We start from the raw sequence: 26,425 nt of genomic DNA on the forward strand, positions 1-26,425 counted from the left end.
CGGACGGCTGCGCGGATCAGCGCAGCGCGGAGATGCCGCGAATCGCGTCGCGCACGTTCTTGCGGCGCTGCTCGTAACGGGCGGCGAGCACGGTGAGCAGGATGCCGCCGAGAGCGAGCCACAGCCACGGCGGCACGGTCTCGTACACGGCGCGGATCTGCGGCGCGAACGTCGCGATCGCGTGCACGAGGGTGACCGCGATGCCGATCAGGAACGGGGCCTGCAGCCGGCGTACGACGCCGATGACGACGACCGCCACACCGGCCACGCCGAGGGCGACGAGCCGCCACAGCGGCCGATCCCACAGGGTGGCGACGAGCGAGGGGATGAGCAGCACGGCCACGCCCGGTCCGTACCAGGGCCAGCTGCGGGCGCGCGGGTCGCGGGTCATCACGATCGTGCCGCCGGCGAGCAGCACGAGGGCGAGCGGCACGCTGCCCCATTCGACCGGCTCGAGTGCGGCCACCGCGACGCCGGCGACCGCGGTCGCGCCTGATCCGCCGAGGGCGACCCAGCCGACGACCCGGTCGATCGGCGGGCGGGGCGCGGCGAGCCCGGCGAGGTGCACGAGACCGAGGACGGCGATGAGGGCGAGCGCCCGGAGGCCACCGAGGGTGCCGTCGTCGAGCAGCGGCAGTTCGACGAGGAGTGCGGCGGCGATCGCGGCGAGCACGAGGGCGCTCGCCACCCGCGCGCGGGCCGGGGAGGGGGTGCCGTGCGACTGCAGCGCGGCGACGATCGCGAGCGCGGCGACGACAGCGATCGCCCAGAGGTCGGGTTCCGGCCCGGTGCTGCCGTGGCGGCTCGTCCACAGCGCTCGTCCGACGCCCGCGATGGTGATGCCGAGCACACCCGCGGCGACGACAGCGTCGAGGTACGGCCGCGCTCCCGTCGACGGGCGGAACGCGCTCGCGAGGATCGCGCCGATCGCGCAGACGGCGGCGATGACGACGATGCGGAGCGATCCGCCGTCGAAGGCGTCGAGCGCGAGCGGGACGACGGAGACCAGGAGGGCGGCGAGGGTGAGCGAGGGCGGCACGAGCTCGGCGGCACGCCCCGAGCGTCGCGCCCGCCACAGCAGTGCCGCGACCGCGAGCAGCGCACCCGTCACCGGCAGCAGGTAGGCCTCGAGCGCGTCGACCCCGTCGCCGCCGAGCCGCCACCAGAGGCCCCCGATGGCGAGGGCGAGGGCGAGCCAGCCGAGGTGCCGTCGATTCGAGCTCGAGCCGAACAGTCCGTCCCGGTCCACGGCCGCGATCAGCACGGCGACCGCCGCGAGTACGAGCACGAGCCACCCCGAGTCGTCTCCGCGCCCGAGCGCGGTCGCGACGGCGGGGAATCCGACGACGAGCGCGCCCGCCTCGCCGGCGATGCGGGGGACCCCGGGGTCGGTGCGGACGGCGCGGGCGAGTGCGGCGGCGGCCACGAGCAACGCCGCGACGACCGGCACGCTCAACGCGGCGACAGCGTGGATCCCGGTGAGCCGAGCGAGCGCGTCGAGGGCGAGAAACAGCGCGGGTCCGGTGGCGACGGCGGCCGCGACACGCTCCGGGCGCAGCGGGCGGAGCGACGGCGCGGCGGACCAGAGAGCGAGAGCGACCACGAGGGCCGAGCCCACGACGAGCGAGCTGAGCGGCTCGAGGAGGAGTTCCGGCGTCGCCCCGGCGTTCAGCGCCGCGGCCAGTGCGGCGAAGGCCGGCAGGCCGATGACGAGGCCCGACCAGAACAGGGCGCGTCGCTCGAGCGCCGGGATGCGGGGGAGGACCGCAGCGGTGAGGAGCACGACGACGGCGAGCACGGTGACGAACCGGTGGCCGTCGAGGGTCAGCGCCGGCTGCGGCGCGGCGACCGCGGCCGCGGCGAGGCCGATCGCGAGCCCGGTGGCGACACCGACGCTGAGGGCGACGGCTGTCGTCCGTGCGATGACGCCGGCCCCCGGCGTGGACCGGGCGAGCACGAGCAGTGCGATGACGATGAGGCCGGTGGCGATCCAGGTGCCGTCGGCCGCCCACCCGGTGAGGTAGCCGAACAGCGACGCCACCGGTGCCGTCACGGCGAGGGTGAGGGCCAGCGCCGGCCGCCCACGCACGGCGGCCGAGCGCAGAGCGGCCATGGCCGCGAGCGCGATCCCGAGCCACAGCGCGGTGCGCACGAGCGGGACGGGCACCGCGGTGACGGCGAAGACGACGACGACCGCCGAAGCGGCGAACACGATGCCCAGCGGTCGCAGGTGCCCGCCGAGGCGGCGGGCCGCCACGAGGAGGCCGACGACGGCGGCGAGCCCCGCGATCGACCACGGCAGCGTCGGGTCCGTGTCGACGACGACCTGGACGGGTTCGACCGTCCACGCGCCGACGACGGCCTCCGCCAGCACGACGAGCGTGCGGATCACCGCGACACCGAACGGAACCAGCAGGATGAGTGCGGCGAGCACACCGGCGGCGATCGCGGCGGCGGTGAGCGCGGAACGGGCCCTCCCGGCCCGCGCACTCGCGACGTCGGCGCCGAGCGCCACGGCGGCGGTCGCGAGGGGCGCGATGGCCAGGAACGGCTCCGGATCCTCGACCCGGGTCGCCATGAGCGGCGCGATCGCCGCGAGCGCGACGGCCGCCCCCACGGCGAACAGGTGGGGACGGATGCGGGGCGGCGTGTCGTCGCGCAGCGCGCGGAACGCGACGGCGGCCCACAGCACGGCCGCGACGCCGAGCGCGACGCCGACCTCCCAGGCCCGGTCACCGACGAGAGCACCAGTGGCGAGGGCGCCCGTTCCCGCCAGGGCGGCGCCGACGAGCACGACGTAACGCTCGAACACTGCAGGCCGACGCTCGGCGAGCACCGCGAGCGGGATGAGCAGCGCGACGAGGGACGCCACGAGCGAGGCGGCGAACGCGCGCGTGGTGTCGGGGAGCTCCGCGGCGACGCCGGCGGTGAGCAGCCCGACCCCCGGAGTGACGAGGAGGGCGGCGGCGACGAGCGGGGTGCGCAGTCGAGCCGCTCGGCTCCAGACCGCCGCGCCGACGGTCACGACGGTCAGGCCCGCTCCCCAGTACAGCGTGCTCTCCGCGCCGGCGGCGCCGAACAGGTCGTTGGCGCGGACGGCCCAGACGTCGAGCAGCACGAGGACGACGGCGAACACGGCGATGCCCTCGCCGGTCGCGTCGAGCCCGCGCCGTCGCAGCAACGTGGCGACGGCGATCGCGGTGAAGGTGACGGCCGCGATGACGATGCTGCGGCCGACCACGCCGAAGGTGAACAGCGCCAGCACCGTGAAGACGATCGCGGCGATCGACAGGAGCGAGATGCCCGCGATCAGCAGGAGCACCTGCACTCCGGACCGGCGCCCGCGGGGTTGCTCCGCCGCGGGCGGCGGGCTCCCGAGACCGGGGGGCGCGGGACGGTCGGCGGACGGAGCGGAGGAGGGTTCCGCGGGCGACGCCCAGGGGGCTGGGGAGGCGACCGGTCCGGTGGGGGGCACGGGCGGGCGCGGAGCGACCGGGGAGGGCACAGGGGGAGCGGCCACCGGGCGAGGTGCGGCGACGGCGTTCGACTGCGCGGATACGGGGCTGGACGCTGCCGCGGGCGCCGGCGCGGGGATCGGGGGCGCCGTGGGCGTGCCGGGTGCCGTCTCGGCAGTCGGGGTCACCGCAGCAGGGGCCGGATGCGCGGTCTCATATCGGATGCGCCCGATGATGCGCAGGCGCTCGTCGAGCAGTTCCGCGGCCCGGGTGGACGCGGAAGCGAGCTCCGTGGACGCGGGGTGGGCGAGGTCGAGCCCGCAGACATGACAGGTCGACGCGCGCAGTGGGGTGAAGCACGCGGGGCAGCGACCGGTGTCCGTCAGATCCCGCGGTTCACGGGGGAACAGCACGCGCCCCACGTAACGGAGGTAGTCGATTCCGGCCATGCTCCCGTTCCCCTGTCGTCGCCTCACGTTAGCGGCGTTCCAGCGTGCAGGTGAGTGCTCCTCGCCGCAATGGGGAGAACGACCCACCGGTTCACGAAGGGGGAGGAGACACCAGCGCCGCCGGGCACCCCCCTTTCAGGGGTCACTCAGGTGCCTCTCATAGGAAAGACATGCGGGTTGAAGCCGACCCGCAGGAACAGGGAGGAACACCATGCCTCGTCAAGCGCGTCCCGTCACCGAAGCGGACATCCGCCTCACCCCGATGCCCGGCGGTTGGGCTGTGCGCGATCGCCGTGCCCCGGCGACCGGCCTCGACGGCCTGCTCGCCTTCGTCACGCAGCGCGGCGACCTGTTCGAGGTCGTCTGCGTCGGCCGTGCCGACGTCCGCAGCTACTGCTCCTCGATCGAGGACGTCGCGCGCCAGGTCGTGCGACGCCATGTCTTCATGCCTCCGCTGCCCGCCCTCATCCCGCCGATGCGGGCGACCGAGAAGGCGACGGCGGAGCCGGAACCGGCTCGGCAGCGACGCCTCGCCGCCGCCTGATACCGACCGGCCTGTCCCGGGAGGGGCGGGCCGTTCCCGCATGCGGCAGCATGGCGTCATGATCCTCGAACACGCGCCGCTCACCGTCCGACCGGGCATGGAGGACGACTTCGAGCGTGCGTTCGCCCGTGCATCCGCGATCATCGCGTCGATGCCGGGCTTTCTCGACCTGGCCCTCGCGCGGTGCGTCGAGCGACCGAACGGCTACCTCCTGCTCGTGCACTGGGAGAGCGTCGAACACCACGAGGTCGGGTTCCGCGGTTCGCCCGAGTATCAGGAGTGGAAGGCGCTGCTGCACCACTTCTACGACCCGTTCCCCACGGTCGAGCACTTCGAGACCGTGCTGACCGCGGACCCCCGATGACGCGGTGGCCGGTCTGGCTGCGCAGCGTCGTCGTCGCCGTCTGCACAGCGGTCGTGGTCATCGACATCGCCGCGTTGCCCTTCGCGCTCAGCGTCGGCTCGTCCCTCGCGGCGTTCTTCGTTGCTCCGCTGACGGTCGTCTGGCTGGCGCTCGGCTTGTGGCCGCACCTCCTCGCCCCGGTGTTGTTCGGCGCGGCCGCGCCGGCCCTCGCGGCACGGTGGCCTTCCCGCGGGGGCCGGCTCGCGGCGGTGGCACTCGGTGGCGCCGCGCTGTTCGCCGTGCTCGCGACGATCTACTCGAGCACCGACGGGAGGGGCGGGACCGCGGTCCTCACCGGGATGGCCGTCGCGGTGATCGGTGCGCTCACAGCGGTCCATCCGCAGATGGAGGTGCCCGGGCAACCGCTGACGGGGCGACAGTGGAGGGGATGACGGGAATCGAACCCGCACCATCAGTTTGGAAGACTGAGGCTCTACCATTGAGCTACATCCCCGCGGTCGCCGAGGCGACTGCGGACCTACTGTACCGGACGCGTGAGACCGGCGCCGTCGCATCCGGAATACCGCGGCGCGAATCGGGCTAGACTTCACGAGGCCTTTTTCGGACGATCCGCATCGTGTCGATCGGATTCGGCCGTACCGCATGCCGGGGCGTAGCTCAGCTTGGCTAGAGCGCCCGCTTTGGGAGCGGGAGGTCGCAGGTTCGAATCCTGTCGCCCCGACCATCCGGACCTGACACCCCTACCTCAGGAGACATCGAATCGTGAAGACCACGGTTGAGAAGCTCAACCCCACCCGCGTCAAGCTCACCATCACGGTGACCCCCGACGAGCTGAAGCCCAGCATCGACCACGCCTACAAGCACATCGCGGAGCAGGTGAACATCCCCGGCTTCCGCAAGGGCAAGGTGCCGCCGCCCATCATCGACCAGCGTGTCGGTCGCGGCGAGGTGCTCAACCACGCGGTGAGCGAAGGCCTCGACCGGTTCTTCCGCGACGCGGTCGAGCAGGAGAAGGTGCGTCCGCTGGGTCGCCCCGAGGCGGACATCGCCGAGTGGCCGAGCGAGAAGGACTTCTCCGGCGACCTGCTCGTCACCGTCGAGGTCGACGTGCGTCCCGACTTCGAGCTGCCCGAGTACGAGGGCCTGCAGGTCGAGGTGGATGCGGCCGAGGTGACGGATGACGAGGTCGAGCAGGAGCTCGAGAACCTCCGCAGCCGCTTCGGCACGCTCGTCACCGTGGAGCGTCCGGCGAAGTCCGGCGACTTCGCCCAGATCGACCTCATCGCCCGCATCGGCGACACCGAGGTGGACACGGCTCAGGGCATCTCGTACGAGATCGGCTCCGGCGAGCTCATCGAGGGCATCGACGAGGCGCTCGACACCCTCACCGCCGGCGAGACCACCACGTTCGAGTCGAAGCTGCTCGGCGGCGACCACGAGGGCGAGACCGCGCTCATCGAGGTGACGCTCACGTCGGTGAAGGAGCGCGAGCTGCCCGAGGCCGACGACGACTTCGCGCAGATCGCGAGCCAGTTCGACACGCTCGACGAGCTCAAGGCCGACCTGCGCGAGCAGCTCGCCAAGTCGAAGGTGTTCGGCCAGGGTGCCTCCGCCCGCGACAAGCTCGTCGAGGCGCTGCTCGAGAAGGTCGAGATCCCGGTGCCGCCGTCGCTCATCGAGCAGGAGGTGCACCGTCACCTCGAGAACGAGAACCGCCTCGAGGACGACACCCACCGCGCCGAGGTCACCGAGGCGAGCGAGAAGACGTTCCGCAACCAGCTGCTGCTCGACGCGATCGCCGAGAAGGAGGAGGTCAAGGTGAGCCAGCAGGAACTCACGACCTACCTCGTGCAGGGTGCCGCCCAGTACGGCATGGAGCCGGGCGAGTTCATCCAGGTGCTCGACCAGAACGGCCAGATCCCGGCCATGGTCGGCGAGGTCGCGCGCTCGAAGGCGCTCGCGGTCGCGCTCGGCAAGGCGAAGGTCGTCGACACCAACGGCAACGAGATCGACCTGAGCGAGTTCACCGCCGCGGGCTCCGCGCCGGTCGACGAGCCCGTCGAGATCGACGAGCACGCGGGTCACGACCATGACCACGACCACGGTCACGAGGGCCACTCGCACTGATCGCGAGCCTCTCCACCGAACGCCGACCGGATCCGTCCGGTCGGCGTTCGTCGTTCCAGGGCCGGCATTTCCCGTCGCGAAATGCGGGTCGGGGAAGCCACGACCCGCAATGTGCGACGGGAGATCGACCGGGGGAGGTGGGGGCCCGGTGGCTCAGGATGCCCGGGCGGCCGACCCGGGTGGTCAGCTTGCGGGCGTCCCAGCCTCGGTGGCGGCCGCGGATCCGGCGGTCTGTGGACGCAGCGGCACGTTCCGGATCGTGAGCGCGAAGAGCACGACCGCGCCGACGAACAGGGCGATGTCGGCCACGTTGCCGATGAACCAGTCGAAGTAGGCGATGAAGTCGACCACGTGTCCCTGGCCGAACGACGGCGCGCGCAGCAAGCGGTCGCCGAAGTGCGTCACCGCGCCTCCGAGCAGCAGGCCGAGGCACACGGCCCAGAGCCGCGAACGCACGCGCACCACGAACCACGCGATCCCGAGCATCGCGAGGCCGGCGAGGATCGTGAAGACCCACGTCACGTCCTCCCCGAGCGAGAACGCCGCGCCCGGGTTGTAGGCGAGCTGGATCCCGAGTGCGTCGCCCAGCACGGGGGTGCGGGTGCCGAGCTCCAGATTCTGCTCGGCCCAGAGCTTCGAGAGCTGGTCGACGACGACCACGACGAGAGCGATCGCGGAGGCGATCCAAGGGGCGCGGTCCGACCAGCTGGCCGGCCGCCCCGCGCCGTCCGGATGGGTGCCTTCGGCGGTCGGCGTGCCGGCTGTGTCGCTCATCCCGATGATTCTCTCAGCCCCGACGGCATGTCGGTGCCCCGGCATAGCCTCGCCGCATGGACGTCATCCTCATCCCCGGTTTCTGGCTGCGCGGCGACTCGTGGGACGGCATCGCGCCGGCCCTGCGGGATGCCGGGCACACCGTGCACACGCCGACCCTGCCCGGACTCGAGAGCGCGGAGGCGGACCGGTCCGAGGTGACCTTGCGCACTCACATCGATTCGGTCGTCGCCCTCGTCGACGCGATCGAAGCACCCGTCGCGCTCGTCGGGCATTCCGGTGGCGGCGTCATCGCCTACGCGGTGACGGACGCGCGACCCGAACGCATCTCCCGCGTCATCTATGTCGACTCCGGCCCGCTCGGCGAGGGGGACAGCATCAATGACCAGCTCCCCAGCGACGGTGCCGACATCCCGCTGCCCGACTGGACGTTGTTCGACGACCGGCAGCTCGTCGGTCTCACCGACGAACTCCGGGCCGCCTCCGTGCCCGCGCGGTGTCGCAGCCGGCGCGGGTCGCGATGGACCCGCTGGAGCTCTCCGGCGGCGACGCGCACCGCGACATCCGCTCGGTGGTGATCACGTGCACGTTCCCGGCCGAGCAGTTCCGTGCCCTGATCGCCCAGGGACACCCGTACACGACGGAGCTCGCGACACTGCGGGACTACAACCTCGTCGAACTCCCCACCGGGCACTGGCCGCAGTTCACGCGTCCGGCCGAACTCGCCGCGACGATCGTCGCGGCGCTCGGTCAAGACAGCTCGCGGGCGTAGCGGGCCACCGCGCCGCCGAACTCCGGCAGCGTGGGAGCGAGTGCGGTCAGGGCAGCCGCAAGGGCATCGTCCGGTCGACCGGCGTCGCGCAACGTGAGCGCACGGAACGCCGCGGCCGCGGGAGCGAGCGGATGCCCGTCGTCGACACCGTCGAGCACCTCGAGTGAGGCGTCGTAGTCCGAGAGGTTGCGCAGCGTGCTACCCAACTGGATGAGCGCGCGCGTACGGAACGGCTCGTCCAGTCCGGCCTCGAGCGCCTCCCGGTACAGCGGGGCGGCTTCCGCCTCGAGTCCCGCGTAGTCGCGGCCTGACGCGGCCTCGAAGAGCGCCTCGGCGTCGTCATCCGGCCGCTCGGCGACGAGCGCGTCGATCGCCGCGAGCACCTCCGCATCCGACAGCTCCGACGTGCGATCCCACACGTGCTCGACCCGATCGCGCCAGTGCTGTTCCATCACGGGAGCCCACGCTATCGCCGCATGCGGCCACCGGATCGAGGATTCCGGAACCGAACATGTCGATCCGGCCGATCTCGCCCGTCAGAGAGGTGACAGCAACCTCAACGAACGAAAGGATCGGACCATGACGACCTACGCCGTGCTGCTGCCCGGGGACGAGGCGGTCTGGGAGGCCGCGACACGGGAGGAGCGGGAGCAGACCTACGCCCGCCACGCCGAGTTCGCTCGGCTGCTCGCCGAACGCGGCCACCGGATGACCGGGGGCGCGGAACTGACCCACTCGCGCACCGCGAAGGTCGTGCGGTCGACCGGAGACGGCGACCTCACGATCACGGACGGCCCGTACGCGGAGACTGTGGAGCAGCTCTCCGGCTTCTACCTCGTCGACTCCGACGACCTCGACGACCTGGTGCGGATCTGCGGGATCATCGCCGGCTCGGACGGCGGCGTGGAGGTCCGCGCCGTCGTCGACGGGAGCACCCCGGACGGCGCTGAGCCGGCCGGAGGAACCGACATCGTCGACGAAGCGGCGGTGACCTCGTGAAGTTCCTCGTGCTGATGACGGAGCCCGACCACTTCGACCGTTGGGACGCGAGTAGCGACGCGGACCAGCAGGCGGTCTTCGACGCGTTCCGTGCCTTCACCGACGCGGTCCGCGCGCGCGGTGTGCTCCGCTACGGCGACGCCCTGAGCCGACCGGAGGAGGCCGTCACGCTGCGGCCAGGATCCGCCGCCGGCCGTCCGCTGACGCACGGGCCGTACGCGGAGTCGGTCGAGCAGGTGGGAGGGTTCTACGTCATCGAACTCCCGGATCTCGACACGGCGGTGGAGATCGCCCGATTACTGCCTTCGGAGTACACCGTCGAGGTGCGTCCGCTCCTCGACGTGTACCCGGACGTCGCCTGGGGCGACCGACGGGGCGTCGACTGAGGTGAGCGACGCGATCGGGCCGGCGGAGGTGCTCGCGCTCGTCCTCCGCGAGGAGTGGGGGCGGCTGCTGGCACTGCTGGCCGCGGGATCCCGCCGGCTCGATCTCGCCGAGGATGCGCTGGCGGATGCGTTCGAGGCGGCGGCGCGCACCTGGCCGGTCGACGGCGCACCCGCACAACCGGCCGCGTGGCTGCTCATCGCCGCCCGACGTCGGCTCGTGGACCGCGTGCGGGCGGAGGCGGTCGCCGCGCGCACGCTGCCGCTGCTGCGCGTGGACGCGGAACTGCACGAGTCCGCCCGCGCCGCCCTCACCGACCCGGTCGGCATCGCGAGCCGGGAGGAGGGTGGCGAGGTGAAGGAGCGGCCCATTCCCGACGAACGGTTGCGTCTCGTGGTGCTGTGCGCGCACCCGAGCCTTCCGCGGCATGCCGCGGCGGCCCTGACCCTCCGGCTCGTGCTCGGCATTTCCACGGACGACCTCGCCCGGCTGTTCCTGGTCCGTCCCAGCACGATGGCCGCGCGGCTCACGCGTGCCCGCAAAGCGCTCGCCACGCAATCGTTACGACTGCCGGGCGGACGCGAGCTCGCGGAGCGGATCGCGGTCGTCGCCGACATCGCGTATCTCGCCTTCACCTCCGGCTACGCGCCCGGCTCCGGCGTCGACGCCCTACGCGCGGACGTCGCCGGAGAGGCGATCCGTCTCGTCCGCGTCGTGCGGCAGCTGCTCGACGGAACGCACGAGGCGGACTCGGTGGACCGTTCCGAACTCGACGCCCTCCTCGCCCTCCTGCTCCTGCAGCACGCCCGCCGGGACGCGCGGGTGCGCGACGGCCGGCTCGTGCTGCTGCCCGAGCAGGACCGCAGCCTGTGGCGGACCGACGAGACGCTCGAGGCGCTCGCGCTGCTCACGCCGCTCGCCCACGCACCCGCCGCGCCGTACCTCCTCCAAGCGCTCATCGCGGCCGAGCACGCGATCGCCCCGAGCGCCGCCGAGACCGCGTGGGAACGGATCGTGCAGCGCTATGACGAACTCGTGACACTCACCGACTCGCCGGTCGTGCGACTCAACCGGGCCGTCGCGATCGCCGAACTCCGCGGTCCCGAGGCGGGGCTCGCCGAACTGGACGCACTCCCGCCCGAGCACGTGGATGCGCTCACTTCGCCCGGGCATCGATTCCCTGCCGTGCGGGCGGAACTCCTTGCCCGGGCGGGACGCCCCACCGAAGCGGTCGCGGCCTACGACGACGCGCTCGCCCGATGCGCCAACGACGCCGAGCGTGAGCACCTGACACGACGGCGCTCCGACGCCGTCCGCGCGCGCCACGCCTGACGTCGATCCACCCACGGCGCAGTGTCGATCTGCCCACGGCGAACAGTCCATTTCGGATGCGTTGGCTCCGATAGATTCGACACCACAACGAGTGATAGGGAGCTCTTCACATGGCCGAAGCAACACTGGCCCCCAGTGTTTTTGACCGACTTCTGAAAGACCGCATCATCTGGCTGGGCTCCGAGGTTCGCGACGACAACGCCAACGAGATCTCGGCGAAGCTGCTGCTGCTCGCGGCGGAGGACTCCAATAAGGACATCTACCTCTACATCAACTCGCCCGGCGGCTCGATCACGGCCGGCATGGCGATCTACGACACCATGCAGTTCGTGCCGAACGACATCGTGACCGTCGGCATCGGCATGGCCGCGTCGATGGGTCAGCTGTTGCTCACCGCGGGCACCAAGGGCAAGCGGTACATCACGCCCAACGCACGCGTGCTGCTGCACCAGCCGCACGGCGGCTTCGGCGGCACCAGCTCCGACATCCAGACGCAGGCGCAGCTCATCATCGACATGAAGAACCGCCTCGCCGAGATCACCGCGGAGGCGACCGGCAAGTCGGTCGAGCAGATCAACCGCGACGGTGACCGCGACCGGTGGTTCAACGCCCAGCAGGCGCTCGAGTACGGCTTCGTGGACCACATCCGCGAATCCGCCAGCGACGTCATCGGCGGCGGCGGAACCAACGACAAGTGACCGCCCGATCGACTAAGGACACCTTCATGAACATCCCCACCTTCGGCGGCACCGCGGCGAACATGCCCGAGAGCCGTTACGTGCTGCCCTCGTTCGAGGAACGCACCGCCTACGGCTACAAGCGGCAGGACCCCTACGCGAAGCTCTTCGAGGACCGCATCATCTTCCTCGGTGTGCAGGTCGACGACGCGTCGGCCGATGACGTGATGGCCCAGCTGCTCGTGCTCGAGAGCCAGGACCCCGACCGCGACATCGTGATGTACATCAACTCGCCCGGTGGCTCGTTCACCGCGATGACGGCGATCTACGACACGATGCAGTACATCCGCCCGCAGATCCAGACCACCGTGCTCGGCCAGGCCTCGTCGGCCGCGGCGGTGCTCGCGGCCGCAGGTGCCCCCGGTAAGCGGCTCGCGCTGCCCAACGCCCGCATGCTGATCCACCAGCCGGCCACCGGTGACGCCGGTCGCGGTCAGGCGTCGGACATCGAGATCCAGGCCCGCGAGGTGCTGCGCATGCGCACCTGGCTCGAGGAGACGCTCGCCAAGCACTCCAACCGCACGCAGGAGCAGGTGAACGCCGACATCGAGCGCGACAAGATCCTCTCCGCGCAGGAGGCGCTCGAGTACGGCCTCATCGACCAGGTGCTCACGAGCCGCAAGAGCGGCACCGCGTTGGTCAAGTAGTTCACGCGCCACGCGAAACGGCCCCGCATCCTTTCGGATGCGGGGCCGTTCCCGTATGCCGACGTCAGTCGGCCCGGCGACGTCCCGCGACGAGCAACGCGACCACCACGGCCGCCGCGACGGCGAGCACGGCACCGCCGATCCAGAGCAGATCGGCGAGCGGCACAGCGGCCCCCGCGTCGTCAGCCGGCCCGTCGGCGTTCCCGCCGTCCGCCTCGGACGGCGGGGCCGGATCGACGGTGCCGCCGCAGTCTCCCGGGGAGTCCGCCCCCTCGGCCGGCGCGTACCCGGCGGGCGGCGCCCATTCGAACGAGAGCTCGTCCGACACGGTGTGACCGTCCGCCGAGACCACCTGCCAGCCGAGCGTGTACGCGCCCGGCTCGCCGAGCTTCGCCGTGGTGGACACGGTGGCCCCCTCGATCGTGAGGCAGCCGTCGCCGTAGTAGCGACCGTCGGCATCGCGCACCTGCAGGGCGAAGCCGGCCGCCTCGCCGGTGACGTCGAGCACGTTCTCGTTCATGGTGACCGAGAACAGCTCCGGCGCCTCCGTCACGGTACTGTCGGCGACCGGTGTCGAACCCACGAGATAGCTGTGGGCGGAGGCCGCGAGCGGTGCAGCGACCGCGACGCCCACCCCGAGGGTGAGCGCCGCGATCGCGACGAGGGGCCGTCTCACGCGGCCCGCCGGCGTGACAGGAGCGCGATGACGACGCCGACCGCGCCGACGACGAGACCGAGCACCCCGAGCACACGGGCGAGCACGTCGACCGGCGCCGCATCCGTCGTCTGCGCGGCGGAGTCGGTCTCCGGTTCGGCGGCGTCCGATCCGTGGTCGTCCGCCGCGGCACCGTGGTGGCCCCCGGCGGGCTCATCGTTCACATACAGCGCGGGAGCGGGGTGCTCGGCGTCGGGGTCCTCCTCGCTCCAGCTCACCACCTCGCCGTCGGTGTAGGTCTGGTCGGTGGGCAGGAGTACCGTGCCCGTGTCGGGCACCGGTCCGAGGGACAGCTGGAAGGTCTGCAGCTGGCCGTCGGCGATCTCGGATCCCGGCGCGGCGGTCCACACGACACGGGTGACCGCCTCGGTGATCTCGTTCTCGCCGACCGTGACGGGCTCATCGAGCGTCTCCCGCTGCAACTCGACGGTCCACCCGGGCACCGGCACGAAGCGCACGCTCGTGAACGGGGTGTCGGAGGGGAGTGTCATCGCCACTTGCGAGGTTCCGGCGGTCGCCGACTCGTTGGGCACCTTGACGGTGACGAGGGCGTAGTCGCCGGGATCGACATCATCCGGTGCGACGGTGACGTGGGCGGAGGCGGCGAGCGGGGCCGCCACCGCGAGCGCGCCTCCGGCGAGGAGGGCGAGTGCGGGCAGGGTGAAGGTGCGTGTACGCATGCGTGTTCTTTCGGTTCTGTTCGCCGCGGAGCGCGGCGCGGATCGGGGTCGCGGAATCCGCCCGATCCGGGAACCGGGTCAGGCGGATGCGGCGAGCGGGGGACCGCGGCGGGGGAGCTGCGCCACGGCGCGGGCCACGAGACGCGGCACGTCGCGCCCGATCGGCGGAGCCGGGGGGACGGATCGCGGCGGGGCGACCACGACGGGACGCAGCCGCCGCAGCAGCAGTCGGGCGAAGGCCGAGGCGCCCCAGACGACGCGTTCCGCGCTCCGCAGGGCGATGACCGTGATCATCGCGGCGACGCCGTGGGCCAACCACATCATCGGTCCGGAGTGGTGGGCGACCGCGTCCGCCTGTCCGGCGGCGAGATGCAGCATGCCGTGGTGTCCGGCACTCGTGACGGCGACATCGCCCGTGCCGGCCAGGGTGAAGACGAGGTGGAACATCACCTGCCCGAGCGCGACCGCCGCGGCCAGCCGACCGGTCGAGAGGGTCCGGCCGATGAGAGCCATGCCGCCGAGCCCGGAGAAGGCCGCCGCGAGCAGGATCGCACCGATCGGGGGGAACCCGCCCCCCGCCGACGCGTGCAACACCGCGGCGACGACACCCGTCACCGCGGCGCCGGACCACGCGCGCACGAGACGTGCCGAGCGGCTGAGCATGCGACGGGCCTCCACGCGGATGATTCGCAGCGGACGCTGCACCGGTTGGGTCGCCACCACCCTACGGGGTTCGCTGACGACGAACTGAGCCGCAACATGCGTGCACAGTGGCCTCCCGGGACGGAGGATCGGGTTAGGCTCGGGTACACGCGGTACTCGGCACGAGGGAGGCACGGTATGGCGAGGATCGGGGAGAGCGCCGACCTGCTCAAGTGTTCCTTCTGCGGCAAGAGCCAGAAGCAGGTGCAGCAGCTCATCGCGGGTCCCGGGGTGTACATCTGCGACGAATGCGTCGAGCTGTGCAACGAGATCATCGAGGAACGACTCGCCGAGGCGAGCGAGGAGACCTCGAGCGAGTTCGAGCTGCCCAAGCCCAAGGAGATCTACTCCTTCCTCGAGGAGTACGTCATCGGACAGGAGCAGGCCAAGCGCGCGCTCTCCGTCGCGGTCTACAACCACTACAAGCGCATCCGCTCCCGGCAGACGCTCGCCGCCGCCGACGCGGTGATCGACGATGTCGAGATCGCCAAGAGCAACATCCTGCTCATCGGGCCGACCGGTTGCGGCAAGACCTACCTCGCCCAGACCCTCGCGAAGCGGCTCAATGTGCCCTTCGCGGTCGCCGACGCGACGGCGCTCACCGAGGCCGGCTACGTCGGTGAAGACGTCGAGAACATCCTGCTCAAGCTCATCCAGGCCGCCGACTACGACGTGAAGCGCGCGGAGACCGGCATCATCTACATCGACGAGGTCGACAAGATCGCCCGCAAGGCGGAGAACCCGTCGATCACCCGGGACGTGTCGGGCGAGGGTGTGCAGCAGGCGCTGCTGAAGATCCTCGAGGGCACGGTCGCCTCGGTGCCGCCGCAGGGTGGACGCAAGCACCCGCACCAGGAGTTCATCCAGATCGACACGACGAACGTGCTGTTCATCGTGGCGGGCGCGTTCGCCGGTCTCGAGGACATCATCTCGCAGCGTGCGGGCAAGCGCGGGATCGGCTTCGGAGCCCCGCTGCACAGCAAGAACGACGACGTGAACCTCTTCAGCGAGGTGCTGCCGGAAGACCTGCACAAGTTCGGGCTGATCCCCGAGTTCATCGGTCGTCTCCCGGTCGTCACGACGGTCACGCAGCTCGACCAGGTCGCGCTCATGGAGATCCTGACGGTGCCGAAGAACGCGCTCGTGCGGCAGTACCAGCGCATGTTCGAGATCGACGGGGTCGAGCTCGAATTCGATCAGGGCGCGCTCGAGGCGATCGCCGATCTCGCCGTGCTGCGGCAGACCGGTGCGCGCGGTCTCCGCGCGATCCTCGAGGAGGTGCTCGGGCCGATCATGTTCGAGGTGCCCTCCGACGACGAGGTGGCTCGAGTGGTCGTCACCCGCGCGGCCGTGCTCGAGAACGCCGCCCCCACGATCGTTCCGCGCACGCAGCTGCGCACCGAGAAGTCGGCCTGAGCCGTCCACGGAGCGCCGATTGGCCTCGCGGATGAGCGCGGCCTGACCCCTCCGCGTGCCTAGGCTGGGGGCTCGCCCGACGGGAGTCGCCGCATGATCCAGCCCCTCGCCGCCGGCGTCATCGGCGCCGTCACCGGCTTCGCGAGCTCGTTCGCGATCGTCATCGCCGGTCTGCAGGCCGTCGGCGCCACCCCCGCGCAGGCCGCATCCGGTCTGCTCGTGCTCTGCATCGGACAGGGGGTGCTCGCGGTGCTGCTGAGCTGGCGCACCCGGCTGCCGTTGTCGTTCGCCTGGTCGACGCCCGGTGCGGCGGTGCTCGTCAGCGCGCACGCCGTGACCGGCGACTTCCGCGCGGCGGTCGGGGCGTTCCTGGTCTGCGGCGTGCTCATCCTGGCGACCGGATTGTGGCCGTGGTTGCGCCGCACCGTCGTGCGCATTCCGCGCCCCGTGGGCAGCGCCATGCTCGCGGGCATCCTGTTCCCCATCTGCATCGCTCCGGTCACCGCCTCGATCGAGATCCCGCTGCTGGCGCTTCCGGTCGTCGGGGTGTGGCTCGTGCTGGTGCGGCTCGCGCCCCGCTGGGCCGTTCCCGCGGCGATGGTCGTGGCGGCGGTCGGCATCGGCATGACCGCCGGGGGAGACTGGCTCGTCGGCGACGGGGTCGCGCCGCGCGTCGAGTTCGTGGTGCCGGTGTTCGACCCTCTCGTCATCGTGAGCCTGGGGCTGCCCCTCTACATCGTCACGATGGCCGGTCAGAACGTGCCCGGTTTCGCCGTGCTCACGACCCTCGGCTACGACGACCCGCCGGCGCGCGCGGTGCTCGTCGGCTCCGGTGCGGTGACCGCTTTCGGCAGCGTGTTCGGGGCGCACGCGGTCAACCTCGCCGCGCTCTCCGCCGCGATCATGGCCGGCCCCGACGCCCATCCGGACCGCTCGAGACGATGGATCGCGGCCGTCTCGGGCGGCGTCGTGTATCTGGCGCTCGGACTCGCCGCGGGACTCGCGAGCGCGCTCGTCGCCGCGGCGCCCCCGGTGCTCATCACCGCTGTCGCGGGCCTGGCCCTCTTGAGCGCCCTCATCGCCGCCGTCGTCGCGGCACTCGAGGAGGCCGAGCACCGGATCGCCGCGATCGCCACCTTCCTCGTCGTCGCCTCGGGCGTCACCATCGCCGGGATCGGGTCGTCGTTCTGGGGTCTCGTCGTCGGCGGGGTCGTCATGGCCTGGCTCGGATGGGGTCGCCGGCGCCTCTCGCGGTGACCGGTGCGAACTGCTCCTGCCGCACAGGAATGCCGTCGGGGGCGCACCTGTTGTACGAAGGAATGGACGCTCCGCTCTCCGTACTCGATCTCGCCACCGTCTTCGAGGGTTCGACGCACGCCGCCGCCCTCGCCGACAGCATCCAACTCGCCCAGGAGGCCGAACGGCTCGGGTACACCCGGTTCTGGGTCGCCGAGCACCACAACATGCCCGCAGTCGCCTCGTCCGCCCCGCCCGTGCTGATCGGCGCGATCGCGGCGGCGACCGAACGCATCCGGGTCGGTTCCGGCGGTGTGATGCTGCCGAACCACTCCTCGCTCGTCGTGGCGGAGCAGTTCGGCACGCTCGTCGCCCTTCACGGCGACCGGATCGACCTCGGGCTCGGTCGTGCGCCCGGCACCGATCCGGTGACCTCGAACGCCATCCGCCGCAACGTCGGCGCGGAGACGGTCGACGACTTCCCGAACCAGATCATCGAGCTGCTCGCGTATTTCGGCACGATCCCCGCTCTCGAGAACGGCGTCGGCTCCCGCGTCATCGCCGTGCCCGGCATGGGCGACGCCCCCGAGCTGTGGCTGCTCGGCTCGAGCGATTTCAGCGCTCGGCTCGCCGGCATGATGGGGCTGCCGTACGCCTTCGCGCACCACTTCGCCGGTGGTCCGAACACCCCGGTCGCGTTCGACCTCTATCGCGACGCGTTCACGCCGTCCGTCGTGCTGACCCGGCCGAAGTCCGCGGTCGCCGTGGCCGCGCTCGTCGCCGACGACGCCGCGGAGGCCCGCCGGCTCATGCTGCCGCAGCTTCACACCCAGCTGCAGTTGCGTCGCGGCTCCCGTCCCGGCCGCGTCGTCTCCCTCGAGACGGCCGAGGCGGCGTCGAAGGACTGGTCGCAAGCCGAATGGGCGATGCTCGAACAGCGGATGGTGCACCAGGCCGTCGGCGACGCCGAGCACGTGCGAGCTCGGGTCGCCGAGCTGCGGCAGGCGACCGGCGCCGACGAGGTCATCGTCGCTCCGCAGGGTCCGACGCTCGAGCAGCGGGTGCGCACCCTCGCCGAGCTCGCCGCCTGACGATTCCGCGATCAGTCGAGGGCACGCCCCGCGAGCAGCGCCGACGCGAGGTCGGTGCGCAGGTACAGCACGCTGCGCCCGGCCCGGGTGGCCGACACGAGTCCCGCCTCGCGCAGCACACGCAAGTGCTGCGCGACGGCCGACGGAGTGACCCCGAATCGGGCGGCGAGCGACGTGGGGGAGCCCGGGTCGCGGAGGGCGACGAGCAGGTCGGTGCGCGCGGCGCCGAGCAGCGCCGCGACGGCGGCCGGGTCTCGATCCGGTTCACGCGGCAGCAGGGTGCCGGCACCGCGGGCCGAGTAGAGGATGAGCGGAGGCCCGTCGTCGACCGGGACGGATGCGCGGCGGGTGAACATCGTCGGCACGAGGGTGAGGCCCGCCCCGTCGGTCGCGAACTCCCGATCCCGCGGGTCCTTCATGGTGACGCTCACGACGTCGTCGGCGAAGCTCACCGTCGGTGCCAGCCCGTTGAGCATCGCGGCCAGACCGTGTCGGGCGACCTGTCGCCCGCGGTAGGCGATGTCCGCGTCGAGGACCGCGCGCATGCGCGGCCAGTAGGGCGCGAAGCACGCGTGCCACAGCTCGCGCAGGGCGCGCACGACGCGATCCCGAGCGGCGCGGGGATCCGCGGCGATCCGCTCAGGCACGTGTCCGTGTACCGACGCGATCTGCCGGGCGAACACGTCGGGGTCGAGGCGTTCGAGCGCGGCGAGTTCGTCCTCCACCCGGGTGAGCGGCGACTCGGGACGCGGGTTCAGAAAGTCGGGCGACCAGGTGCGGTCGTTGAGCAACGGCAGCAGCGCGTCGAGGTCGACACGTGATCGTGCGCGTTCGGTCGCGCGCAACCAGCCGACCTGCAAGGGGAAGCGGGAGGGGTCGCGGATGGCGCGCAGCGAGAGTCCGAGTTCGCACAGCGGGGAGATGCCGAACCGCACCTCGCCGAGATCCGAGCCGGTCAGCCGATACCGCAACATGTAGCGCAACGCTACATCGTTTCCCTCCGTCGATGGCGGGTGGCAGAAAGGACGGGTGACCGCACCCACCGCATCCGCCCCGACCGGCGAGATCCCCAGCCAGGAGCCGTCCGAGGCCGCCGAGAACGGCTCGAGCGCGGCAGCGCAGACCGCCGGCGCACCCCGTGCCGCTGGGCGGATGCGCCTGGGTCGTCGGTGGGTGGACGCGGACCCGGTGCTCAGGGCGCTCTCGGTCGCGACCTTCGTCTCCGCGCTCGGGCGCGGCATCTTCCACGCGGTCACGGTGCTGTACTTCACGTTCGTGGTCGGCCTCCACATCGGGGAGGTGGCCGCCGTGGTCACGGTGGGCAACCTCGTCGGGATCGTCACCTCGCAGCTCGGCGGTCAGCTCGCCGACCGTTTCAGCGCCCGTCGCATCGTCATCGGTGCGGCCGTCATCGAGGCGGTCGGGTTCTTCGCCTACACGACGGTCACCACACTGCCGCTCGCGATGCTGGTGGCGAGCGTCGTGGTCGGGGCGAACAGTGCCGGTCACTCGGCCCGGTCGGCGATCGTCGCCCGGGCGTTCACGAGCGAGGCGCGCGTGGGCGCCCGCGCGGTGCTCCGCACCGTGATGAACCTCGGGATCGCGATCGGCTCGGCGGGCGCGGGTGCGGCGCTGGCCGTCGGCACGGCCGACGCGTACCGTCTGACGCTCGTCGTCGCGGGCCTCGCCTACCTCGCGAGCGTGCTGCCGCTGCGTCGCCTGCCCGCCCGGGTGGACGCCGCGCGACCGGAGTCGAAGCCGACCGTGGAAGAGCGGCGGCGGTACCGCAGTCTGTCGCCCTGGCGCGACCGCCGCTACCTCGCCCTCGCCGCGCTGAGCGGCGTGTTCGGGATGCAGTTCGGGCTCGCGGAGGTGGGGGTGCCGCTCTGGATCGCACACCATACCGAGGCGCCGGAGGTCATGGTCGCCGTGCTCCTCGTGCTCAACACGACGGTCGTCATCCTGTTCCAGGTGCCGCTCTCACGCGGTACGCACGAGATCCGCTGGGCGGGCACGATCACGGCGATCGCCGGGGCGCTCATGGTCGCCGCGTGCCTCGTGTACGCCGGTGCCGCCGAGTTCGCCGCGACGGGCGCGATCGTCATGCTCGTGCTCGCGGCACTCGCGCACGCGTTCGCCGAGGTCACCTCGCAGGCCGGCATCTGGGGACTCGGCTTCGAACTCGCCCGTCCCGAACGCGCCGGCGCGTATCAGGGGCTGCTGTCCACCGGTTACGCCATCGGGTCCACCGGGGCCCCGCTGCTCGTGACGGTGACCGCGTTGACCCTCGGCTGGTGGGGGTGGGGCATCCTCGCGGCCGTCTTCGGAGTCTCCGCGCTCGGGACGACCGCGATCGCCTGGCGCGCGGCGCCGCGTCGGCGCTGACCCTCAGTCGAGTCCGCGTCGGCGCAGCAGTGGTGCGATCTCGGCGTCGCGGCCGCGGAACTCGCGATACGCGTCGAGCGGTTCGCGCGTGCCCGCGGTCTGCAGCAGCAGCCGGCGGAACCGCTCGCCGTTCTCGCGGGTGAGTCCGCCGCTCTCGCGGAACCACTCCACCGTGTCCGCGTCGAGCACCTCGCTCCAGATGTAGGAGTAGTAGCCGGCGTCGTAGCCGCCCGAGAAGACGTGCGCGAAGTAGGTGCTCGAATACCGCGGGGGGACGGCCGGATGGTCGAGTCCGACTCGGGCGAGGGCGTTCCGCTCGAACTCCTCCACGTCGTCCACGGGGTCATCCGCGGTGATCCCGTGCCACGCCTGGTCGAGCAGCGCCGCGGCGAGGTACTCGCTCGTCGCGAACCCCTCTCCGTATGAGCGGGCGGCGCTGACCTTCTCGGCGAGCTCCGTCGGCATGGGTTCTCCGGTGACGTGGTGCACGGCGTAGTTCGCCAGCACTTCGGGCCACAGGGCCCACATCTCGTTCACCTGGCTGGGGAACTCGACGAAGTCCCGGTACACGTTCGTGCCGCCGAGCGACGGGTACGTCGCGCGGGCGAAGAGCCCGTGCAGGGCGTGCCCGAATTCGTGGAACAGCGTCGTCAGCTCGTCGAGCGTGAGCAGGGTGGGCTCGCCCTCGGCGGGCTTCGGCACGTTGAGGTTGTTCACGACCACGGTCGGGTGATCCAGCAGGGCGTTCTGCTGGATCAGCGAGTTCATCCAGGCCCCGCCGCGCTTGGTGGGTCGGGCGTAGAGATCGAGCAGGTAGAGGCCGACCGGGGTACCGTCGTCCTCGGTCACCTCGAAGACGCGAACATCCGGGTGATACCCGACGAGGTCGTGCCGTTCGGTGAAACGGATGCCGTAGAGACCCGTCGCGGCGAAGAACACCCCGTCGCGCAGCACCCGGTCGGCCTCGAAGTAGTCGCGCATCGCGCTCGTGTCGACCGCGAAGCGTTCCGCGCGCACGCGATCGGCGTAGTATGCCCAATCGGCGGCGGTCACCGGCGCGCCCGCGAGGGCCTCGAGTTCGGCGTGCTCACGGGCGGCGTTCCGCGCCGCGGCGGGAGCGAGCCGTTCGAGGAGCCCGGCCACCGCCTCGGGGGTCCCGGCCGTCTCGTCGGCCGTGACGGTGCCGGCGTGGGTGTCGAAGCCGAGCAGCCGGGCCCGTTCCGCACGCAGCCGCACGATCTCGAGCAGCACCGGCCGGTTGTCGTGGGCGGTGTCGCGGGAGCCGCGCGCCCGCGACGCCGCCATCACCCGCTCCCGTGTCGTCGGCGAGCGGAGCGACGCGAGCCACGGGTGCCCCGTGTAGAGCACGAGGGTCACGAGGTAGCCCTCGAGCCCGCGCTCCTGGGCCGCCGACCGGGCCGCGGAGAGCTCGCCCGGCGACAGGCCGTCGAGCTCCTCGGCGCTGGCCACGTGGACGGCGAGGTCGTTGCCGTCATCGAGGAGGTTGCGTTTGAAGCGGGTGGTGAGCTCCGACAGCCGCGAGTTGATGGCTCGCAACCGCTCCGTCGTGGCGGCGTCGAGTCCCGCACCGGCGAGGGTCATGTTGCGATACCGCCGCTGCAGCAGGTAGCGCTGTTCCTCGTCGAGCCCGAGCGCGTCGATGTCGTCGTGCAGCTGCCGCACGCGCGCGTACAGGCGTGCATCCAGCAGGATCGCGTCGCGGTGCTCCGCTTCGAGCGGCGCGACCCGTTCGTCGATCTCGTCGATCTGCCCCGTCGCGTGCGACGACGACAGGTTGCCGAAGACGCGGCTCACCCGCTCGAGCAGCCGCCCCGAGCGCTCCCACGCGGCGATCGTGTTCTCGAAGCCGGGTGCCTCCGGGTCCGACGCGATGCGCTCGAGTTCCTCGCGCTGTTCGGCGAATCCGCGTTCGAACGCCGGGAGGTAGTGCTCCGGCTCGATGTCGGCGAACGGCGGCAGACCGTACGGCAGCGGGCTCGGTGCGAAGAGCGGGTTGTCCATGCTCCCGATGCTATTTCCGTAGAGTGCGAACATGACGCGTGAGAGCTACACCCACGGCCACCATCCCAGCGTTCTCGCCTCGCACACCTGGCGCACGGTGGAGAACTCGGCCGCCTACCTCATCCCGCACCTGGCGGCGGGACTCGATGTGCTCGACGTGGGCAGCGGTCCCGGCACCATCACGGTCGACCTCGCCGAGCGAGTCGCGCCGGGCCGGGTGACGGGCGTCGATGCGGCCCCCGGCATCGTCGAGCAGGCGCAGGCCCTCGCCGACGAGCGTGGTGTCGGCAACGTGCGGTTCGCGGTCGCGGACGCCTACGAGCTCGACCTGCCCGACGCGAGCGTCGACATCGCGCACGCGCACCAGGTGCTGCAGCACGTGGCCCGACCGATCGAGGTGTTGCGGGAGATGCGCCGGGTGGTGCGGCCCGGGGGAGTCGTGGCCGCGCGAGATGTCGACTACTCCGGCACGATGTGGTTCCCGCTCCTGCCGGGGCTCGCCGAGTGGCTCGACCTGTACTTGCGCGTACACCGCGGCAACGGCGGCGAACCGGATGCGGGACGCCGGTTGAAGAGCTGGGCTCGGGCGGCGGGCTTCGCCTCGGTCGCCTCCTCCACGTCGATCTGGTGCTTCGCGTCGGATGAGGAGCGGGCGTGGTGGGGCGGCTCGTGGGCCGAGCGCGCCACCGAGTCGCAGTTCGCCGCAGACGCGATCGACAACGGGCACGCGACGCGGGCGGACCTCGAAGGGATCGCGGCGGCGTGGCGGGAGTGGGCCGAGCACCCCGACGGGTGGTTCGCGATGCCGCACGGCGAGATCCTCGCCCGGGACTGACCCCGGCTCGAACTCCCAGGCTCCTCACGACCGCTTGACACCCGATCGGGGGTCGGTGAGGGTAGTCGTGAGCTTCCGGGTGGGAGCGCTCCCACGGGAGGCGCCCGCTCGCGTCGCTCCGACGCCGGTCACTGACGACCGGCGCATGAATCCGGGAGAAAGCAGAATGACTCGCATCTCAAAGACGAGACGGATCTCCGCGGTGCTGGCGACCGCAGCCCTCTCGCTCGGCGGCCTCGTGGCCGCCCAACCGGCCCTCGCGGCGAACGACGTGATCGGTCCGGACGACGAGCTCTTCGTCAACCCGCAGAGCACGACCCTGCAGGCGGCGGCCACGCTCGACGGCCAGGCTCGCGCCGACGCCCAGTTGCTCGGGAGCTTCGCCTCCGCGAATTGGTTCACCGAGGGCACGCCCGACCAGGTGCGCGACGAGGTCGCCGCCCTCGTCGGCGCGGCGGACGCCACCGACGAGGTCCCCGTGCTCGTGGCCTACAACCTGCCGTTCCGCGACTGCGCGCAGTACTCCGCGGGCGGCGCGGCCGACACGGCCGCCTACACCGCATGGATCGACGGACTCGCCGCCGGCATCGGCGACCGCGACGCCGTGGTCATCCTCGAGCCCGACGGTCTCGGGATCATCCCCTGGTACACGACGATCAACGGGGAACTGGAGTGGTGTCAGCCGGCCGAACTCGATTCGGCGACCGCCGCATCCGACCGGTTCGTGCAGCTCAACCATGCCGTCGACGCCCTCACGGCGTTGCCGAACACCGCGGTCTACCTCGACGGCACGCACAGCGGCTGGCTCGGTGTCGGCGACATCACGGACCGCCTGATCAAGGCCGGCGTCGAGCGGGCGGACGGATTCTTCCTCAACGCGTCGAACTACGTGCAGACCGAGCGCCTGCAGAAGTACGGCACGTGGATCTCCGATTGCCTCAACCTCTCGGTGAACAGCTGGTACGAGCCCGCGTTCTGCGGCAGCCAGTACTACCCGGCGAGCCCGGACGACTTCTCCACGTGGGGCCTCACCGACGCCGCGTACGACCAGGCCTACGCCGACACGGGCGTGACCCGTGACCCCGCGGCGCAAGCCCACTTCGTGATCGACACGAGTCGCAACGGCCAGGGACCCTGGACGGCGCCCGTCGGCAAGTACACCGATCCGGAGGTGTGGTGCAACCCGCCCGCCCGCGGCGCCGGGCTGACGCCGACGACCGAGACCGGTGAGCCGCTCATCGACGCCTACTTCTGGATCAAGGTCCCGGGGGAGTCCGACGGTCAGTGCTACCGCGGCACCGGCGGCCCCGAAGACCCCGAACGCGGCATGATCGACCCCGCCGCGGGGCAGTGGTTCCCGGAGCAGGCGCGCGAGCTCGTCGAACTCGCCGAGCCCGCGCTTCCGACCCAGACCTGCCACGTCTCCTTCGACGTGAAGGGTCCGCTCAAGGGCAACTTCGCCGCGACCGTCCGGGTGCGCAACACCGGCACCGAACCGACGGGGGACTGGTCCCTCGCGTGGTCGTTCGCCGGGGCCGAGACGGTTCACCGGGCGCTCCCCGGCTCGTTCACCCAGGACGGTGTCGAAGTGGCGGTGACCGGGTCGCGGTCGATCCAGCCGGGTCGTACGACGGTGGTCGCGCTCGTCGGCAAGACGAACGGCAGCACGATGAGCGAGCCGTTGCTCTTCACCCTCGACGGATCGCCGTGCGTCTCGTACTGATGGTCTGATCCTCGGCTCCTATCCGGGAGCCACGCGAACGGCGGGGTCGCCGCGGCGGCCCCGCCGTTCCGCATGTCCCGGGGATGGCGTGCAGGGGAAGAATGCAAAGAAACCCATGCAAAGAAATCCTTGCAAAGGAAATCGTGCAAAGGTATCTTTGCAGACATGGCCGACGAAACCCCTCCCGAGAACATCGAGATCGACTTCGCGTCGCTCAAGGGACTCGCGCATCCGCTGCGCGTGAAGATCCTCGACGTGCTCTCGGTCTACGGACCGCACACCGCGAGCGGCCTCGCGGATCGACTCGGCGAGACGAGCGGGGCGACGAGCTACCACTTGCGGCAGCTCGAGCGTCACGGCTTCGTGCAGGAGGTCGCCGACCGCGGCAGCGGTCGCGAACGCTGGTGGGAACGCCGACCCGGTGGCATCAACATCGAGCCGCGCAAGCTCCCGCAGGCCGCCCGTCCGGCGAGTGATCTCGTCATGAGGGAGTGGCAGCGCAACCGTGCGGAGCTGCTCGACGCGTTCCTGCTGCGCGGCGAGGACGAACTCCCCGAGCGGTGGATCTCCGCGACCGTGTCCAGCACGGCGAACCTGTTCCTCACCGACGAGCAGTTGCGCTCGCTCAGTGCGGAGCTGCTGGCGCTCGTCGACGGCTACGTCGACCGGTACCGCCACCAGAAACACCACCCTGTGCCCGGATCGCGTCCCGTGCAAGTGCAGATCGACGCGTTCCCCGTTCTCGACGGAGTCGAGACCCCGGCCGACGACCGCCCCGACGTCGGAGGCCCCACCTACAGTGACGATCAGAAGAGAGGCAGATCATGACCACGGTTACGGCTCACCACCGGCACCTCCGTCGCGCGAGCCACCTCGAACGATTCGCCGTCTGGCTGGGCATGCTGCTCGTGGACTGGGGGCGGCGCAACCGTTACCAGCCCGCGCGCGAGGCCGCCCTGCTGCGGCGCGCCGTCGAGCGTGAGCTGCGCGAAGAGGCCGCCCGGCGCGCGTACGACGTCTTCGGCTGAGCGACGAC

Annotated in this window: 27 protein-coding genes and 2 tRNA genes; 20 read left to right on the forward strand and 9 right to left on the reverse strand. The window is 71.5% G+C overall.

Annotated elements, in window-relative coordinates; translation table 11 throughout:
• Positions 1–16 precede the first annotated feature (16 nt).
• Positions 17–3,322, reverse strand: a complete 3,306-nt coding sequence (locus tag CLV46_RS07390) for an SCO7613 C-terminal domain-containing membrane protein (protein ID WP_157802261.1) — start codon at positions 3,320–3,322, stop codon at positions 17–19.
• A 793-nt stretch (positions 3,323–4,115) separates the two neighbouring features.
• Between CLV46_RS07390 and CLV46_RS07395 the strand changes: the two genes are divergently transcribed.
• From CLV46_RS07395 to CLV46_RS07405, 3 genes are read left to right on the forward strand one after another with little or no spacing between them, the layout of a single operon-like run.
• Positions 4,116–4,448 (forward strand): hypothetical protein, encoded by a 333-nt coding sequence (locus CLV46_RS07395; protein WP_100364181.1) that lies wholly within the window; start codon positions 4,116–4,118, stop codon positions 4,446–4,448.
• A gap of 58 nt (positions 4,449–4,506) precedes the next feature.
• Positions 4,507–4,812: an antibiotic biosynthesis monooxygenase family protein gene (locus CLV46_RS07400; RefSeq protein ID WP_100365949.1), complete on the forward strand. Its 306-nt coding sequence runs from the start codon at positions 4,507–4,509 to the stop codon at positions 4,810–4,812.
• Entirely contained in the window at positions 4,809–5,243 is a 435-nt protein-coding gene (locus CLV46_RS07405; protein WP_100364182.1) for a hypothetical protein, read from the forward strand. Before CLV46_RS07400 ends, CLV46_RS07405 begins: the two co-directional genes overlap by 4 nt.
• Here the strand turns inward: CLV46_RS07405 and CLV46_RS07410 are convergent.
• Positions 5,232–5,305, reverse strand: a tRNA-Gly gene (locus CLV46_RS07410). The genes CLV46_RS07405 and CLV46_RS07410 overlap by 12 nt on opposite strands.
• A 153-nt stretch (positions 5,306–5,458) precedes the next feature.
• On the opposite strand from CLV46_RS07410, the gene CLV46_RS07415 reads away from it, so the two are divergent.
• Positions 5,459–5,536: transfer RNA gene (locus CLV46_RS07415), tRNA-Pro, on the forward strand.
• 38 nt (positions 5,537–5,574) lie between these two features.
• Positions 5,575–6,939 carry a trigger factor gene (gene tig, locus CLV46_RS07420; RefSeq protein WP_100364183.1) on the forward strand — a complete coding sequence of 455 codons (1,365 nt, stop codon included), beginning with the start codon at positions 5,575–5,577 and terminating at the stop codon, positions 6,937–6,939.
• 183 nt (positions 6,940–7,122) lie between these two features.
• On the opposite strand, the gene lspA is transcribed toward tig, so the two are convergent.
• Positions 7,123–7,713: a signal peptidase II gene (lspA, locus tag CLV46_RS07425; protein WP_100364184.1), complete on the reverse strand. Its 591-nt coding sequence runs from the start codon at positions 7,711–7,713 to the stop codon at positions 7,123–7,125.
• A gap of 56 nt (positions 7,714–7,769) precedes the next feature.
• Between lspA and CLV46_RS07430 the strand changes: the two genes are divergently transcribed.
• Together CLV46_RS07430 and CLV46_RS17115 are read left to right on the forward strand one after the other, a co-directional pair.
• Entirely contained in the window at positions 7,770–8,291 is a 522-nt protein-coding gene (locus tag CLV46_RS07430) for an alpha/beta fold hydrolase (RefSeq protein WP_342746106.1), read from the forward strand.
• On the forward strand, positions 8,234–8,485 hold the full coding sequence (locus tag CLV46_RS17115) for a hypothetical protein (protein WP_342746107.1): 252 nt from the start codon (positions 8,234–8,236) through the stop codon (positions 8,483–8,485). The genes CLV46_RS07430 and CLV46_RS17115 overlap by 58 nt, the downstream gene beginning before the upstream one ends.
• Here CLV46_RS17115 and CLV46_RS07435 read toward each other — a convergent pair.
• Entirely contained in the window at positions 8,464–8,937 is a 474-nt protein-coding gene (locus tag CLV46_RS07435) for a tetratricopeptide repeat protein (RefSeq protein ID WP_100364185.1), read from the reverse strand. The genes CLV46_RS17115 and CLV46_RS07435 overlap by 22 nt on opposite strands.
• Before the next feature lie 127 nt (positions 8,938–9,064).
• Between CLV46_RS07435 and CLV46_RS07440 the strand changes: the two genes are divergently transcribed.
• The 5 genes from CLV46_RS07440 (at position 9,065) to CLV46_RS07460 (ending at position 12,584) form a co-directional block, all read left to right on the forward strand.
• A complete protein-coding gene (locus CLV46_RS07440) occupies positions 9,065–9,484 on the forward strand; it encodes a YciI family protein (protein ID WP_100364186.1) in 420 nt (139 codons plus the stop codon).
• Positions 9,481–9,870 carry a YciI family protein gene (locus tag CLV46_RS07445; protein WP_211282163.1) on the forward strand — a complete coding sequence of 130 codons (390 nt, stop codon included), beginning with the start codon at positions 9,481–9,483 and terminating at the stop codon, positions 9,868–9,870. The genes CLV46_RS07440 and CLV46_RS07445 overlap by 4 nt, the downstream gene beginning before the upstream one ends.
• 1 nt (position 9,871) lies before the next feature.
• Positions 9,872–11,200 carry an RNA polymerase sigma factor gene (locus tag CLV46_RS07450; protein WP_211282164.1) on the forward strand — a complete coding sequence of 443 codons (1,329 nt, stop codon included), beginning with the start codon at positions 9,872–9,874 and terminating at the stop codon, positions 11,198–11,200.
• Between the two features lie 110 nt (positions 11,201–11,310).
• A complete protein-coding gene (locus tag CLV46_RS07455) occupies positions 11,311–11,898 on the forward strand; it encodes an ATP-dependent Clp protease proteolytic subunit (RefSeq protein ID WP_100364187.1) in 588 nt (195 codons plus the stop codon).
• 26 nt (positions 11,899–11,924) lie between these two features.
• Entirely contained in the window at positions 11,925–12,584 is a 660-nt protein-coding gene (locus CLV46_RS07460) for an ATP-dependent Clp protease proteolytic subunit (RefSeq protein WP_100364188.1), read from the forward strand.
• 64 nt (positions 12,585–12,648) lie between these two features.
• On the opposite strand, the gene CLV46_RS07465 is transcribed toward CLV46_RS07460, so the two are convergent.
• The 3 genes from CLV46_RS07465 to CLV46_RS07475 form a co-directional block, all read right to left on the reverse strand.
• On the reverse strand, positions 12,649–13,260 hold the full coding sequence (locus tag CLV46_RS07465) for a copper resistance CopC family protein (RefSeq protein WP_100364189.1): 612 nt from the start codon (positions 13,258–13,260) through the stop codon (positions 12,649–12,651).
• Positions 13,257–13,979, reverse strand: coding sequence for a YcnI family copper-binding membrane protein (locus tag CLV46_RS07470; protein ID WP_100364190.1), 723 nt, complete (start codon positions 13,977–13,979; stop codon positions 13,257–13,259). Before CLV46_RS07470 ends, CLV46_RS07465 begins: the two co-directional genes overlap by 4 nt.
• Before the next feature lie 78 nt (positions 13,980–14,057).
• Positions 14,058–14,699 (reverse strand): hypothetical protein, encoded by a 642-nt coding sequence (locus CLV46_RS07475; RefSeq protein ID WP_157802262.1) that lies wholly within the window; start codon positions 14,697–14,699, stop codon positions 14,058–14,060.
• A 120-nt stretch (positions 14,700–14,819) separates the two neighbouring features.
• On the opposite strand from CLV46_RS07475, the gene clpX reads away from it, so the two are divergent.
• From clpX to CLV46_RS07490, 3 genes are all read left to right on the forward strand, one after another.
• Positions 14,820–16,097: an ATP-dependent Clp protease ATP-binding subunit ClpX gene (clpX, locus tag CLV46_RS07480; RefSeq protein WP_100364192.1), complete on the forward strand. Its 1,278-nt coding sequence runs from the start codon at positions 14,820–14,822 to the stop codon at positions 16,095–16,097.
• Positions 16,098–16,190: 93 nt separating this feature from the next.
• On the forward strand, positions 16,191–17,354 hold the full coding sequence (locus tag CLV46_RS07485) for a benzoate/H(+) symporter BenE family transporter (RefSeq protein ID WP_100364193.1): 1,164 nt from the start codon (positions 16,191–16,193) through the stop codon (positions 17,352–17,354).
• Positions 17,355–17,416: 62 nt separating this feature from the next.
• Entirely contained in the window at positions 17,417–18,424 is a 1,008-nt protein-coding gene (locus tag CLV46_RS07490; RefSeq protein ID WP_100364194.1) for an LLM class flavin-dependent oxidoreductase, read from the forward strand.
• Between the two features lie 11 nt (positions 18,425–18,435).
• Here the strand turns inward: CLV46_RS07490 and CLV46_RS07495 are convergent, their stop codons facing one another.
• Positions 18,436–19,398 carry an ArsR/SmtB family transcription factor gene (locus CLV46_RS07495; RefSeq protein WP_100364195.1) on the reverse strand — a complete coding sequence of 321 codons (963 nt, stop codon included), beginning with the start codon at positions 19,396–19,398 and terminating at the stop codon, positions 18,436–18,438.
• 55 nt (positions 19,399–19,453) lie between these two features.
• On the opposite strand from CLV46_RS07495, the gene CLV46_RS07500 reads away from it, so the two are divergent.
• Positions 19,454–20,809, forward strand: coding sequence for an MFS transporter (locus CLV46_RS07500; RefSeq protein WP_245866631.1), 1,356 nt, complete (start codon positions 19,454–19,456; stop codon positions 20,807–20,809).
• A 3-nt stretch (positions 20,810–20,812) separates the two neighbouring features.
• Here the strand turns inward: CLV46_RS07500 and CLV46_RS07505 are convergent, their stop codons facing one another.
• Positions 20,813–22,831 (reverse strand): M3 family metallopeptidase, encoded by a 2,019-nt coding sequence (locus CLV46_RS07505; protein ID WP_100364196.1) that lies wholly within the window; start codon positions 22,829–22,831, stop codon positions 20,813–20,815.
• 31 nt (positions 22,832–22,862) lie between these two features.
• Between CLV46_RS07505 and CLV46_RS07510 the strand changes: the two genes are divergently transcribed.
• The 4 genes from CLV46_RS07510 (at position 22,863) to CLV46_RS07525 (ending at position 26,417) form a co-directional block, all read left to right on the forward strand.
• Positions 22,863–23,666, forward strand: coding sequence for a class I SAM-dependent methyltransferase (locus CLV46_RS07510; RefSeq protein ID WP_100364197.1), 804 nt, complete (start codon positions 22,863–22,865; stop codon positions 23,664–23,666).
• Between the two features lie 166 nt (positions 23,667–23,832).
• Complete coding sequence (locus tag CLV46_RS07515) at positions 23,833–25,389, forward strand: glycoside hydrolase family 6 protein (RefSeq protein ID WP_157802263.1); 1,557 nt, start codon at positions 23,833–23,835, stop codon at positions 25,387–25,389.
• A gap of 165 nt (positions 25,390–25,554) precedes the next feature.
• The gene (locus CLV46_RS07520) at positions 25,555–26,217 is read left to right on the forward strand and encodes an ArsR/SmtB family transcription factor (protein ID WP_100364198.1); all 663 of its coding nucleotides are present in this window, start codon (positions 25,555–25,557) and stop codon (positions 26,215–26,217) included.
• A complete protein-coding gene (locus tag CLV46_RS07525; RefSeq protein WP_100364199.1) occupies positions 26,214–26,417 on the forward strand; it encodes a hypothetical protein in 204 nt (67 codons plus the stop codon). The genes CLV46_RS07520 and CLV46_RS07525 overlap by 4 nt, the downstream gene beginning before the upstream one ends.
• Positions 26,418–26,425 lie beyond the last annotated feature (8 nt).

It is taken from the genome of Diaminobutyricimonas aerilata (assembly GCF_002797715.1).
GTDB classification, from domain to species: Bacteria; Actinomycetota; Actinomycetes; order Actinomycetales; family Microbacteriaceae; genus Diaminobutyricimonas; species Diaminobutyricimonas aerilata.